The organism is Stenotrophomonas sp. 71799_Sma (assembly GCF_056482505.1).
In genome coordinates this window covers 4,320,165-4,333,747 of the sequence record NZ_CM151202.1, presented here as the reverse complement: position 1 = coordinate 4,333,747, position 13,583 = coordinate 4,320,165, and the positions used below count along the sequence as shown (strand labels likewise).

Below are 13,583 nucleotides of genomic sequence, written 5' to 3'. Positions count from 1 at the left end.
ATTCCCCTACGTACACCCGCGTTCCGTGAACTATCTTTTCCCGATCCTCGCCTGCCTGCTGTGGGGCGCGAACACCATCGTTACCAAGCTTGCTTCGGGCTCGGTCGGTCCCATCGACATCGGCTTCTTCCGCTGGCTGGTCGCGGCGGTGGTCCTGCTGCCGTTGGCGCTGCCACGTCTGCGCGAAAACCTGCCGACCGTGCGCGCCAATCTCGGGCGCTTCCTGGTGCTGGGCTGCCTGGGTGGGGTGATGTACCAGTGCCTGGCCTACTATGCGGCGCACTTCACCTCGGCCACCAACATGGGGGTGATCCAGGCGCTGATTCCGTTGATCGCGCTGGCGCTGTCGCGCGTGTTCATGGGCCATCCGGTGCGAGGCACTTCCATTCTTGGCGCGGTGATCTCCACCGTCGGCGTGGTGGCGGTGGTCTCGCAGGGCGACCTGGCACGGCTGGCGGCGCAGGGCCTGAACCGAGGAGACGCGATCATGCTGATCGGCGCATTGGCCTTCGCCGCCTACAACGTGCTGATGCAGCGCTGGAAGATTCCGCTGTCGGTGCTGGAGTCGCTGTTCCTGCAGGCCACCGCTGCATCGCTGATCCTGTTGCCGGTACAGTTGCTGGTCGGCACCGGGGTGAACAACCTCACGGCGGTCGGCTGCATCGGCTTCGCCGCCGTGTGCGCTTCGATCCTGGCGCCGCTGACCTGGATGACCGGATTGTCACGCCTGGGCGCTGCGCGCGTCTCTGGCTTCTTCAACCTGGTGCCGATCGTGACCGCCGCGCTGGCTGTACTGCTGCTGGGAGAATCGCTCAGTGGCTGGGTACTGGGCGGTGGCCTGCTGGCGGTGTCCGGCGTGGTGTTCGCCGAGTACAGCGCCAGGCGCGCCGCCGCAGTGCCGAGCGAGCAGCCCGCATAGGGCTTCGGTCATGCGGGATACGTGTCTCCGCTCAGCGCCTGTTCCACCCGCTGTTGCAGCGCGTCTGCATCATGGCCGCGTTTGCCCTGCAGGCTGAGATACAGCGAAAGCGTGTCCACCACATCGCCAATACTGGTGAATGCCGGCGGATAGGCCCAGATCTGCAGCTGTGCGCTCTGAAGGCAGTCCGGGCCGGGCATGGGAAGTGCGCCCAGCAACCGCCACGCACCGATGTGCAGTGCGCGGGTGCCACCGATCGGGGGCGGTGACGTTTCAGCAAGCGCATCGAGGCCTGCCATCGGCGCCGGATGCCCCGCATCGCGGAGTGCCTCGGCGGTCGGGCCCCAGCAGACATCCACTTCCTTCAGGATGGGGGAACGCAGGAACGGCTGTGCCCTGGCCCAGACCTCGTCGCGGTTGCCGGCCAGCTTCAGGAAGCGCTCGCGGCCACCGGTGGAGCGCTCGACCAGGCCGCGACCGACCAGTTCGGCAGACAGGCGCGACGCCGTCATCGAGGTGTAGCCGGCGGCGGCGCTGATCTCGCGCGGTGACCACCAGCGCGTCTGGCCACTCAGCAGCACGTGGATCAGTACGGCCTGCGCCGAAGGCAGCAGCGAGATGGCTTTCTTCTCATGATCGGGGTCGTCGCGGAACTCAATGGCCAGGCTCGGCGCGAACAACTGGGTGTGCGGGACCACGAAGTCGATGTGGTTCTCGACCAGGAAGCGGCGCTGGGTCGGCGTGAGATAGGGCGAGACGTACAGCACCAGTGCATTCGCTGCAGAGCGCAGGCAGCGCACATCCTGGATCACGCGGGTGCTGGATTCGCCCGGCTCACGGGCCACGGCGAGCATGGCGGGAGTTTCCCCGTACAGCATCAGCCCGGCGAGGTGGTAGCGCGATGCCATCGCGTGGGGAATGGCATGCAATGAAGCAAGTGGATGCACTGCCGAGGCGAGCCCGGGGAGAATCCTGCGCAGGTACCGCTGCGCGTCAGCGACCAGGTCGGTCAGGCCGGTGCGAACTGCCGTCGTCATCTCGTACTTCCCTTGCGGCGGCATGTCCGGAAGATCGGAACCCGGCCACACCGTCACATTCAGTGGTGAACCTGGAGACGGGTGTGCAGTGTCGGGGCGCGTGGCGATCCATGCGGTCCTGCTCCTTAGCCGTCATGACATCAAGTGTTGCCGGGAACCTTGGAGATTCCGTCGAAAAACGATGGAGATTGGGTGGAGGCGGTGTGCATCGTGGCCGGCGGACTCCCCTTCCGCCGGCCACGAGCACGGACCTGCCCGTCAGAAGCGCTGCGAGTACTTCACGTACACGGTGCGGCCGATATCGAAGCCGCCGTAATAGGGGAAGGAGCTGGACGGCTTGGAGAACATGATCGGGCCCTGGTGGTTGAACACGTTGTTCGAACCCAGCGCCACGGTGCCGTCCCACGGCAGCTTGTAGCTGACCTGGATGTCGTGGAAGGCATTGGAGCCGACCTTGCGCAGGGCATCCGGTTCACCGTAGGCGTAGCGGTCGGGCAGGGTGCACGGACGGTTCGGTACGCAGTTTTCAACCATGCCGGAGTAGTAGCGCACGGTGTACTGCGTGCTGAAGTTGCCGAGCTGCCAGTTCACACCCAGGTTCGAGCGCAGGCGGGAAATACCCGGCTGGCCGATCCGGCCCATCATGATCGTATCGCCGGCCGAGTTCTGGTTCTCCTCGTCGTACTTGGAGACATAGCTGTTCTGCAGGTCGATGGTGAAGCGGCCGAACGAGAACTCGGGCAGGCGGTAGCGGATACCCAGGTCCCAGCCTTCGGTTTCCATCGAGCCCAGATTGGCCAGACCGTAGAACATGCTGGTGATGTGGCCATCGCCAGCGCGCTTGACGCTGCCACAACGCGAAGCGTTGCCGAGCACGTAGCAGTCACGCAGGATGCGGTCGACGCTGTCCTGGATGATCATGTTGGTGATCTTGTAGCTGTACCAGTCGAGGTTGATGTCCAGCCCGTCCACCCAGCGCGGGCTCCAGACCACGCCCACGGTCTTGCTCTTGGACTCTTCCGGGCGCAGCTTCGGATCGGAGCCGGTGGTGAACTCGTCAGGCGTGGCGCACGGATAGCTGGCGCAGGGCTTCAGGCTCTGGTTCAGCTGCTGGTAGCCCAGCGGGACGCCGGCGGCGTTGCAGGCGGCATTGCCGTTGACGCTGTTGGTGGCGCCGATGCCGCACGGGTCGACATAGGTTTCGAAGCTGGTGCCCAGGCCGCCATACAGATCGGAGATGCTCGGTGCGCGGAAGCCTTCGGCGAAGGTGCCACGGATCATGAGCTCTTCGATCGGACGCCAGGCGAAGCTCGCCTTGGAGTTGGTGGTGCTGCCGAAGTTGCTGTAGTCGGAGTAGCGCGTAGCCAGGTTCACGGTCAGTTCCTTGGCGAACGGCAGGTCGCGCAGGATCGGCACGTTCACTTCGGCGAAGAACTCGTTGAGGCTGTAGTCGCCGGCGGTGGTGGATGCGCCCAGTGCAGTGCTCTGGCGCGACTGGGCGAAGGCATCGGGCACGAAGCGGCCTTCTTCCTTGCGGTACTGATACCCCAGGGCGACGGACAGGTCACCGGCAGGCAGTTCGATCACCGGGCCGGAGATGTTGGCGAAGTAACTGCGGGTCTTGGTGATGCCGGTATCGTTGAACGTCGGGAACAAGAAGCGCTGCAGTTCGGGATCGGAGAGAGAGCCAGCCCCCGCGACCCCGAACGGCAGCAAAGGATTCCAGGCCAGGCAACCCGAGACCGGCGATGCCGCCGTGCCACACCGGGCCACACCGTTGGCATCGAGGTAGGAGGGCCCCAATGCCTGCCGGGAAGCGATCAGGCTCATGTCGCCACGGCCTGTTTTTGTAACTTCATTGCGGTTGAACAACGCGCCGACTTCCCAGTCGTACGTCTTGGTCCCCAGCTCGAAGTAGCCGGACAGACTGGGTGCAACCCGCAGCGACTTCAGCTTGCTTTCGGTCGTGCGCGGCACTTCCCACAGGCGGCGATTGAACGCGATGCCGTGGTCGAGCGGGTTGAATACGCTGGCCGCGTCCAGGGGCGTGCCGAACTTGGTCGACTGGTACGGGTAGCCCGCGATCTGCTGGTCGGTGGTGCGCTCGTTGTAGCCGATGTCGGCAGTGAACTTGATCTGGTCGGTCAGCGCATAGTCCGTGCTCAGGAACAGCGAGCGGCGCTCGATGCCGGTCTGCAAGTGCATCTGGTCGTTGCCGTTGGCGAACTCGGCCGGCGTGATCGGGTGGTAGTCGTTCGGGTTCTTCGGATCGCCGCCACGATTGAGGGTCTTGAATACGGCATCACCGGTATTGCACTTGTAGAGCGCCGGGTCGCACCACGAACCGTTCTGGCTGATGTTGCTCCAGTCCGCGCCCGGGTAGTTGGGGCCGGCGCCGCCGTACCGGGAGAACTCCCGGTCGCGGGCAAACACCGGGTCTGACTTCTGGTATTCCAGTGCGAGCGTGTACCCGCCACGCTCCCCACGGGCGCCGGTGACCAGCGAGAACGTGCTGTCCTTGCCATCGCCCTGGCTGAACTGCCCGTGCTGCATGGACACTTCCAGGCCTTCGTAGTTCTTGCGGGTGATGATGTTGACCACGCCAGCGATTGCATCCGAGCCGTACAGCGAGGAGGCGCCGTCCTTCAGCACGTCGATGCGTTCCACCGCGCTCATCGGAATCTGGCTGAGATCCTGCAGGCCGCTGGTGGTCGCGCCGAGCCGCTTGCCGTTGACCAGAACCAGGGTGCGCGTGGCACCCAGATTGCGGATGTTGACGTAGTAGCCGCCAACGTTCTCGCCGGACGCCAACGCGCGCGCACGCGAGATGGTCGGCGCGCCGGTGGAGGTCAGGTTCTGCAGCAGGTCGGCGATGGTGGTGAAGCCCTGCTGCTCGATCATCGCGCGGGTGATGGCGATGATCGGCTGCTGCGTTTCGATATCCACGCTGCGGATGGCCGAACCGGTAACCTGGATGCGATCGAGGTTCTTCGGTGTTCTATCGCTGTCATCCTGCGCATGCGCGGCCGGTGACCAGGCCGCGGCCAAGGCCGTGCCCACTGCCAGGGAAAGCAGGGTGTACTTGTAGTGCATTTGGCTCTCTCCAAATCCAGTTGAATGGGTTTCCGCATCGCTGCGTGGAAACCGATCTGAAATCCCGCTGTGCGGAATCGGAAGGAACCTAACACTCCGTTTACAACTCGATTACGTTATGGACGCGTTATCGTCGCGCGCCGGATACAGCGTTCATGCACAGGCCATGCACGAAACCGCGACGCGCACCAAGGGTGCTCTGCTTCAGTCTGGCTGCGGGCTGATGACAGACTCCAGGAGACATCCGATGAATACCCCCGGCAAACCAAGACCCACGTGGAAGCAGTGGCATGTGCTGTTGCTGGTGCTTGCCATCGCACTGTTGGTGACGCTGATCATCGTCATCGCGCCATGGTGAATCGTCGGCGTTCTGCTCAGGTACCGTGAACGCGGAAATGCGACGGGATGAAGGAGTCAGGGCGCGTTGAGGGTGGTGATGCATGCATCAATTCGTACTCACCCAATCGGCACATTCAAACCTCCACAGTGGTCCCGAAGGCAACGCACTCGCGCTGTCATTCTCCATAGACCATCGAGCACACAGGAGCGATTCCATGAGCACCCAGTCCACCATCGAACACCGCCTCAACGACCTGATCGAGATCGCCCGCGACGGAAAGTCGTTCTACGAGGAAGCTGCGACCAAGGTGAAGGATGCCGAACTGTCGGCCCTGTTCACTCGTATTGCCAGCGTCAAGGGCCGCATCGTCGCCGCACTGAGTGGCTCCGTTGCTGCCAGCGGTGGCAAGCCGGCCGAGCACGGCACCGTGGTCGGTTCGATGCAGCAGTTCTATGGCAAGGTCCGCGCTGCATTCGGCGACACCAACTATGGTTACGTGGCCGAGCTGGAAGAGTCCGAAGACCGGCTGCTTGGCGCGTTCAAGGACGTGCTGAAGGACAACGAACTGCCGCCGGCCGTGCGCCAGGAAGTCACCCAGCTTCTGCCTGAAGTGCAGGAGTGCCATAACGTGATGCGTGCGCGCAAGCACGCCATGAAGGCGGCCTGACGATCATCGGCGGCCTTCTCCCCGGGGCCGCCACGGTCGGGGCAGCGTGGCTGCCCCGGCCATCTTTGCAACCAGCGCTCCAACATCATCGCCGCGTGGTGCTACGGCCCAGCAGCAACACCGCAAGGCCGGCCAGCAGCGCGGCGATGGCCGACGTCCACAGTGCACTGGCAAATCCGTGGCTGTAGATCGCCTGTGCGAAGGCGGCGGTGCGCGCATCGGCGAAGGTGCCGGTAGCGATCGCATCGGCCATGGGCAGTACGTCGCGCGCGGGAACCGCCGCAGACAGTGCGCTGCGGATGCCCAGGCTCAAGGCACTGGACAGTACGGTGAATCCGAGCAGGATGCCGACAAAGCGCGTGGTCGCGCTGATGCCTGAGGCCATGCCGGCGCGCTCGCGCGGTGCCGCGCCGATGATGGCTTTGGATGTCTCGCCATTGAGGATGCCGCCGCCGGCACCGATCACCACCATTGCGACGAGTGCCAGCCAAGGCAGGTGCTGCCACGCGGCCAGTCCGGCCACGGCATTGCCCGCGGCGGTGACCGACAGCCCGACCGCCAGCACCGCCGGACTGGTCAGATGGCGACCGAGCCGCCGGCCCACGCTGGGAAACAGCAGCATCGCCGCAGCGAACGGAAGCATGCCAGCACCGGCAGCCAGTACGCTCAGGCCGATGCCGTTCTGCAGGTACTGCTGCAGCATCGATGCCATCACCTGTGCGCTGACCGAATAGCCGACCATGGCAATGAGTGCGCCGACGAAACGCGGACTGGACAGCAGCCCGAGATCGACCATGGGATGTGACCGTGCCCGTTCAACGATGACGAAGGCAACAGCCATGATGACGGCCAGGCCCAGCCCAATCAGCGCCGGGGCCGATGTCCATCCTTCTGCCAGTCCTTCCACCAGGAAGAACACGATGCCGAAGATGGCAGCGCTGAACGTGATGATGCCGGGTGGATCGAGCGGGCGGACCACGCTGTCTGACGACTCGGGTATCCAGCGCAGCGTGCCGTAGCCGAGCAGGCCCAGGAACGGCAGGATCGCGACGAACACCGCGCGCCAGCCCCAGAGTGCGGACAGCACGCCGCCGATCAGCGGTGAGAGCACCATCATCACGCCCATGGCTGTGCCCCAGAACGCCCATGCAGTGTCCTTGGCGGCCCCCTCGTGGTACGTGTGGCCGATGATCGACAGCGAGGGTGCCAGCAGAAAGGCCGCGCCAATGCCCTGCAGAGCCCGCGCCAGGTAGAGCAGGGCAGCACCGGGCGCCAGTGCACAGAGCAGAGAGGTGAGGGCGAACAGGCTGATGCCGATCAGCAGCACCCGGCGGCGGCCGTAGCGGTCGGCGACAGCGCCGGCGGGCAGCAGCAGTGAGGTGAAGGACAGGATGTAGGCACTGATCACCCACTCGATATCCGCGAATCCGGCGTGCAGGTCACGCGCGATGCTGGGCAATGCGACCGCGACGGCATTGGTCTCCAGCACGGTCATCGTGCAGCCCAGCGAGGCCACCAGCAGGACCGCGTCAGGCAGCGTGTGCCGTGCAGGCGAAGGGGGAGGAGAGGGCGGCACCGGTCACTCGCAGGAAGGGGAGGACGGCCATTCCATCAATGATCGGTGTTTGTTTCATTCTCGGTGCTTTCTGGTTACGTTAGCTTTAACCTAACGAAATGCCGCCCATGGAACGCCGTCACCTGGAGTACTTCGTGACCCTGGCCGAGGAACTGCACTTCGGTCGTGCGGCCCTGCGCTTGGGAATTGCCACTCCCACGCTGAGCGTGCAGATCCAGGACATCGAGCGTCGGCTCGGCACGCGCCTGTTCGACCGCGGCCGGCGCGAGGTGCTGCTGACCTCGGCAGGCGAGGTGTTCCTGGCGGAAGCCCGTGATGTGCTGCGCCGGTTCGAACAGGCCGAAACCCTGGGCCGGCGCGCGGGGCGGGGTGAGATCGGCAAGATCGAGATCGGCTACGTCGGCTCGGCGCTGTATGCCGGAGCATTGCAGGATCAGCTCAGCCGGTTCCGCAGCCGCTACCCGGGCGTGGAACTGCAGGTGAGCGAATGGCCGATGGGCGAGCTCCCGCAGCTCCTGCAGGAAGGACGGGTGGATGTGGTGTTCTGCCGGCCTCCGATGGATGTGCCCGACAGTTTCGGCGAACACACCCTGGTCGAAGACCAGTTCTGCGTGGCGCTGCCGGAAACCCATCCGCTGGCGCAGGCCCGGTCGCCGGTGCAGCCGGCGTCATTGGCCCGGGAGGGTTTCGTCATGCCGGAGCAGCCGGTGGGCGCAATGGAAGTCGGGCGCCGCGGCGGGTTCATTCCACGTATCCGTTCCCAGCCCGGGCATCTGGCGGCGGTGTTGGCCGAGGTGTCGGTCGGCGTTGGTTCGGTGGCGATCGTGCCATCGGTACTGCAACGCACGCTGGTGCTGCCCGGAATGATCTATCTGCCACTGGCGGGCCCCACCATCGTCTCGACCATCGCTGTGCAGTACCGGCGGGCAGAGACTTCGCCAGTGGTGCGGCGGCTGATCGAGCAGGTGAAGGAGACACCGTGCAGGCGCATCGACATGTTGCCCCTGGCCTGAGCGCCGCGCGGCAGGTGGACGATTGCTACACTGGTGCCACCTGCATTCGCATTCGATGGACACCATGAACAACGGGAACGGTCCGCAGACAGTTCGCTGAGCCGCAACAACGATGCAGACGTTGTTGCGGTGATCATCCCTGCGATGCACGCGAATTGGATGGATCACCGCCGGATTCACTCTGGGCGGAGACTCCCCATGTTCAATCGACAGGCCCCGCGTTGGGCCCACCCGCTGCCATCGGCCATTGTGCTGATGGCGCCGTTCGACCTCCTGGCCTCGCTGGCCATGGACATCTATCTTCCTGTGGTGCCGGTGATGCCGCAGGCATTGCAGACATCACCGACGCTGGTGCAGCTCACCTTGAGCATCTACCTGCTGGTACTTGGCCTCGGCCAGTTGCTGTTCGGCCCGTTGTCCGACCGCATCGGGCGGCGGCCGGTCCTGTTGCTGGGGGCGTTGCTGTTCGCGCTTTCGTCGTTCGCGCTCGCCATGTCCAGCAGCGGCGCAGCATTCCTGGCCTGGCGAGCCGTGCAGGCGGTGGGAGCGTCGGCGGCACTGGTGGCGACCTTTGCCACGGTGCGTGATGTGTATGCTGATACAGCCGAAGGCGCGTCGCTGTACGGGCTGTTTGCCTCGATGCTGGCCTTCGTGCCGGCGCTGGGACCGATCCTCGGCGCCCTGCTGGCAGGCGCCTTCGGCTGGCGCGCGATCTTCGTTCTGCTCGGCGTACTGGGCATGATCGCCGGCATGCGCGCGGTACGGCATTGGCAGGAAACCCGCCCGCAGTGCCGGGACGCGTCGCGACCCGCGCTACGACGCATCCTCGGCAGCGGCGCGTTCTGGGTCTACACGCTGGGCTTCAGTGCGGGCATGGGCACGTTCTTCGTGTTCTTCTCGGTCGCGCCCCGGCTGCTGGTCGGGCGCATGCAGCACTCGCCGCTGTCGTTCAGCCTGGCCTTCGCCACGGTGGCGCTGGTGATGATCGTCACGGCGCGGATGGCGAACGTGTGCATTGCCCGCTGGAACGTGCGCGGTACCTTCCTGCGTGGTCTGTGGGTGATGGTGGCCGGGGTACTGCTGATGGCGTTGGCCGCAGCGTGGCCTCCCTCGTTCGTCGGAGTGGTGCTGCCCATGTGGGGCATTGCGGTGGGGCTGGTGATGGTGGTTTCGGTGGCTGCAAGCGGCGCGCTGCGTGATTTCGCCGATGCGTCAGGTACGGCGGTGGCCCTGTACTACGCCGTGCAGAGCCTGATCGTGGCAGGCATCGGCACGCTGGTTACCCTCGTGCTGCCCGGCGATACCGTGTGGCCGCTGGTGGCCTATGGGTTGCTGTTGCCACTTGCCAGCCTGGCAGGTGCCGCCGCGCTGCGGCATCGCGCATAACGCTGGGTGGCGGGCAAAAAAGGGGGCGGCCGCAAGGCCGCCCCAACCCGTCAAGAGAGCACGTGTTTAGAAGCGCACAGACCAGCGTGCGGTGGCGCCATGGTCGCGGCTTTCACTGCCGAACTGGCCGCTGTAGCCCAGCTCCAGCTGCTGCCGCGGGGTCAGCCACGCCGCCAGGCCCAGCTCGGCCACGACGGCGTTGTCGGCAATCGGTGCGCCCTCGACTGCAAAGGTGGTGCTGCTGTTGGCGAAGGCCAGGTTGGCCACCTGGCTGCGGTCACCGAAGGCGCGGCGATAGCCCACGCCACCGCGCAGGTGCAGCCAGCTGTCCTGCTGGAACGATGCCTTCAGGCCCTTGTCGAAGCGCAGGCCAGCGGTGGCGATGGTGGTGCCGGTGTCGTCCACCTTGCCGTGCAGTGCGGCCGCGCCGCCACGCTCGTTGATCTGCTTCAGGTCCACCTCCACGCGCGCGACCTGCAGGTACGGCTCCAGCCCGGCTTCCGGGCCACCGAAACGGTAGCCGGCTTCGATGAAGGCCTGGCGGGTGCGGGCGTCGTAGCGTGCGCTCAGGCTGTCGCTGAAGCCCGCGAAGGCCACATCGCGTGTGCTCTTAACCTCGTGCTTGCTCCAGGCCACGCCGCCGCGCAGGCCGAAGCCGCCCCAGGTATGGCTGGCGTAGGCACCGAAGTGCGTGTTGTCGATCTTCGACTTGGCGCGGCGGTCCTGCTGCTTCACATCGGTGCGGCCGGTGCCGGCCAGCACACCGACCTGCCAGCCGGAGAACGCGCGGTCGATACCGACCAGCAGGCCGTTGCTGTTGGCGTCGGTGCGGGCGGTGTTGGCGTTGCCATCCAGCTTGCTGTTGCCGCCCAGTGCCTGCACCCATGCGCCCGTGGCATCGCCCGCATCAGCACCGGGTGCAGTGGCACCGGCACGACGTGACAGTGCGGCATCGCGCACATAGCGGCTGCCCTCGACCAGGGCCAGCGCCGTGGCCGGATGCAGCTCGCCGCTGAGGCCGTCGAGCACGCCACCGAGCTGTTGCGGGAACAGCTGCGTCAGCGGCTTGGGCAGGCCCTGGTTGATCGCCAGTCCATCGGCCACCGCCGCGGCCGCACGCTGGTTCGGCGTGGTGGCGGCGCTGGCGAGCGAGGCACCCCGGGCCACGTCGATGCGGGTGCCATTGGCGCCGTAGGCCAGGCTGAACTGCAGGAACGGCGAGAACGCACTGAAGTCGGTTTTCGCGAACTGGCCGCTGACACCGCCGTCGGCGCGGATGAAGTTGAACTGCTCGCCGAGGTAGTAGGTACCCGGCTCCGGCAGTGCGACCAGGGTGCCGCCGAGAGTGGCGGTGCCGGTTACGTGCAACTGGTCACTGCGGCCGCCCGGGGCAAGTTCGGCGGCATAGACGCCGGTTGCGCCCTGCACGTAGTTGCCGTTGATGGTCAGCGTGCCGATCGAATTGCCGGGCGCGATGATGCCGTCCACACGGGTGTTGCCCAGCGTGCCGATGCCCTTCAGCAGGCCGTTGGCACCGACCGTGGTGGTGCCGCCGGTCTGCGTGCCGTTGAAGGACACCACGCCACCGTTGACCGTCAGGTTGCTGTCCTTCAGCAGGCCGCTGCTGCTGACCGTGCTCACGCCTCCAGTGGTGTTCAGGGCGGTGGAGACCAGCGAGCCGTTGAGCAGGAACTGGCCACCCTGGACTTCGACCGCTGACGTGAGTGTGTTGGTGCCGTTCAATTCCAGCGTGCCGTCCTGCAGCACTGCGCCGTTGAAGGTGTTGCCACCACTCAGGCGCAGCCAGCCGATGCCGGACTTGGTCAGCTTGCCGGGGCCGCCGATGTCGTTGGTCCAGTCATCCCAGGCATCGCCTTCCCACACCTTCAGGCCACCGGCCTTCTGGTTCATCACCACGTTGGTATCCACGCGCAGCGAACCGTAGCCTTCGATGGCCTTGCGCAGGTCCATCAGGCCCCAGCCGTAGATCTCATCGACGCCCGGTGCGCCAAGATCGCGCGCAGTGGTCAGCAGCACGTCGCGGACCTGGGCGCTATCCAGATAGGGGAAGCGCTCGAACAGCAGGCCCAGCGCGCCGGTTACATGGGGCGCCGCCATGGATGTACCGCTCAGGTTCCCGTAGGCATACGTAGGGGCCTGACCGGAGACCTCGAGGATCACATTGCCATTGTCCTCGCGGGGACTGGCATCGATGACCGAATCTTCGCCATAGACCGTCGAATTGATGTTCGAACCCGGCGCGGCCAGGCACCAGTTGGCGGCCAGGCCGCAGCGCATGGAACGATTGCTCAACTCCAACGCCTGGTTGACGTTCACTACGGCCAGCCAGTAAGGCTCGATGTCAGTGAATGCGCGTGGCATCGATGCGTACATGCCTGCAATCGGCGCCTGCTCTGGCGAGGGATTTACCGCGTCGGTGTTGCCGGCAGCCCATACTTGGATCAGGCCGCGGGCACGAGAGCCTTCCGCTATCGCGCCAAGGCTGTCCGCAAGATCAGGGTGCGACAGATAGAAGTCGAGTTTCGCGGCGGTATCGGGCTCGTTGGTCAGGCCCCAACTGTGGTTGACCGCGCGCACGTGCTGCTCGTTGAGCTGAGCATAGAGCTGCGGGAAAACCGAATCTGAGGCGCCGAGCCCGGCGACCGATTTGCTGTCCAGGTACAGTCCGCCATTGCGCTCGACGACGGTCAAGTAGTTCACGCTGTTGGCAAACAGGCGGGCTACGGTGAGGTCAGCGCCGAACGCCACGCCGTGCATGCCGTTGCCATCGCGGTTGGCGGCGATGGTTCCGGATACGTGGGTGCCGTGCACGTTGTAGCCCGGACCCTCGAAGTAGCCGTTGCGATTGAGCAGGTTCTTGTAGGCCGGGTCAATGAGGGTGTAATCGATGGCGACCTGATTGCCATCGCTGGCGAAGCAGGCATCCGGGCCGGCAAGTATCTCGCTGCCGCATAGGCTGCCATCGGCCAACACATCGGCCAGACGGAGGCTGCGATGGTTCTTCCCGGCGAACTCCGGGTGGTCGAGGCCTGTGCCACTGTCGAACACACCCAGGCGTATACCGGTACCGGTCAGGCCACGCGCGTAGGCATGGTCCGCGTTGGTCGCACCCAAACCCCAGTCGGCATTGAATTCATCCGTGCGCCAACTGGACGGGTCACCCGCATTGCCGGGAATCGTCGTGGTGCTGGCAACCGCCGTGGCTGCTGCAACCGGCAACTGAGGCGGGGCAGAAGGGATCGCCGACATGGCCGGTTGCGCCCAGGCCGCCTGCAACTGGCGCTGTTGCTGCCAGGTGTCGAGTGATTCGCTGGCGATGGCGGGCGTGGCAGCAGCCAGCAACAGGGAACTGGCCACAGCCAGCGCGAGGCGGCTGTGCAGGGGAGAACGGGAGTGGGACGAACGGCCGTGCAGCGGGTGATTCATCGGACAACTTCCTTGATTGACGGACAACAAGGCCGTTAACCCCGCAGCGCGCCGATCACCCCCAGTGGTGTTAAGGAAATTTAATGAACAGGTTAATGTTCCGTG

Annotated in this window: 8 protein-coding genes; 4 read left to right on the top strand and 4 right to left on the bottom strand. The window is 65.3% G+C overall.

The window, feature by feature from the left end; translation table 11 throughout:
• Positions 1 to 25: 25 nt before the first annotated feature.
• Entirely contained in the window at positions 26 to 919 is an 894-nt protein-coding gene (locus ACZK4Z_RS20025) for a DMT family transporter (RefSeq protein ID WP_121504315.1), read from the top strand.
• An 8-nt stretch (positions 920 to 927) separates the two neighbouring features.
• Here the strand turns inward: ACZK4Z_RS20025 and ACZK4Z_RS20020 are convergent, their stop codons facing one another.
• A complete protein-coding gene (locus tag ACZK4Z_RS20020; protein WP_478451013.1) occupies positions 928 to 1,956 on the bottom strand; it encodes a hypothetical protein in 1,029 nt (342 codons plus the stop codon).
• Between the two features lie 258 nt (positions 1,957 to 2,214).
• Positions 2,215 to 5,049, bottom strand: a complete 2,835-nt coding sequence (locus ACZK4Z_RS20015) for a TonB-dependent receptor (RefSeq protein ID WP_125892328.1) — start codon at positions 5,047 to 5,049, stop codon at positions 2,215 to 2,217.
• A 554-nt stretch (positions 5,050 to 5,603) separates the two neighbouring features.
• On the opposite strand from ACZK4Z_RS20015, the gene ACZK4Z_RS20010 reads away from it, so the two are divergent.
• Positions 5,604 to 6,056 (top strand): PA2169 family four-helix-bundle protein, encoded by a 453-nt coding sequence (locus ACZK4Z_RS20010; protein ID WP_478451012.1) that lies wholly within the window; start codon positions 5,604 to 5,606, stop codon positions 6,054 to 6,056.
• An 85-nt stretch (positions 6,057 to 6,141) separates the two neighbouring features.
• Here ACZK4Z_RS20010 and ACZK4Z_RS20005 read toward each other — a convergent pair whose 3' ends face one another.
• Positions 6,142 to 7,632, bottom strand: a complete 1,491-nt coding sequence (locus ACZK4Z_RS20005) for an MFS transporter (RefSeq protein ID WP_478451011.1) — start codon at positions 7,630 to 7,632, stop codon at positions 6,142 to 6,144.
• A gap of 107 nt (positions 7,633 to 7,739) precedes the next feature.
• Between ACZK4Z_RS20005 and ACZK4Z_RS20000 the strand changes: the two genes are divergently transcribed.
• Together ACZK4Z_RS20000 and cml are read left to right on the top strand one after the other, a co-directional pair.
• On the top strand, positions 7,740 to 8,645 hold the full coding sequence (locus ACZK4Z_RS20000; protein WP_032128595.1) for a LysR family transcriptional regulator: 906 nt from the start codon (positions 7,740 to 7,742) through the stop codon (positions 8,643 to 8,645).
• Between the two features lie 198 nt (positions 8,646 to 8,843).
• Entirely contained in the window at positions 8,844 to 10,031 is a 1,188-nt protein-coding gene (cml, locus tag ACZK4Z_RS19995; protein ID WP_478451010.1) for a CmlA/FloR family chloramphenicol efflux MFS transporter, read from the top strand.
• A gap of 66 nt (positions 10,032 to 10,097) precedes the next feature.
• On the opposite strand, the gene ACZK4Z_RS19990 is transcribed toward cml, so the two are convergent.
• Positions 10,098 to 13,478: an autotransporter domain-containing protein gene (locus ACZK4Z_RS19990; RefSeq protein WP_478451009.1), complete on the bottom strand. Its 3,381-nt coding sequence runs from the start codon at positions 13,476 to 13,478 to the stop codon at positions 10,098 to 10,100.
• Positions 13,479 to 13,583 lie beyond the last annotated feature (105 nt).

What these genes read in the sequence shown, in the direction of transcription:
- ACZK4Z_RS20000 (WP_032128595.1), top strand. Translation starts at nt 7,740, where the DNA reads ATGGAACGCCGTCACCTGGAGTACTTCGTGACCCTGGCCGAGGAACTG.
- ACZK4Z_RS20015 (WP_125892328.1), bottom strand. Translation starts at nt 5,049, where the DNA reads ATGCACTACAAGTACACCCTGCTTTCCCTGGCAGTGGGCACGGCCTTG.
- ACZK4Z_RS19990 (WP_478451009.1), bottom strand. Translation starts at nt 13,478, where the DNA reads ATGAATCACCCGCTGCACGGCCGTTCGTCCCACTCCCGTTCTCCCCTG.
- ACZK4Z_RS20020 (WP_478451013.1), bottom strand. Translation starts at nt 1,956, where the DNA reads ATGACGACGGCAGTTCGCACCGGCCTGACCGACCTGGTCGCTGACGCG.
- cml (WP_478451010.1), top strand. Translation starts at nt 8,844, where the DNA reads ATGTTCAATCGACAGGCCCCGCGTTGGGCCCACCCGCTGCCATCGGCC.
- ACZK4Z_RS20010 (WP_478451012.1), top strand. Translation starts at nt 5,604, where the DNA reads ATGAGCACCCAGTCCACCATCGAACACCGCCTCAACGACCTGATCGAG.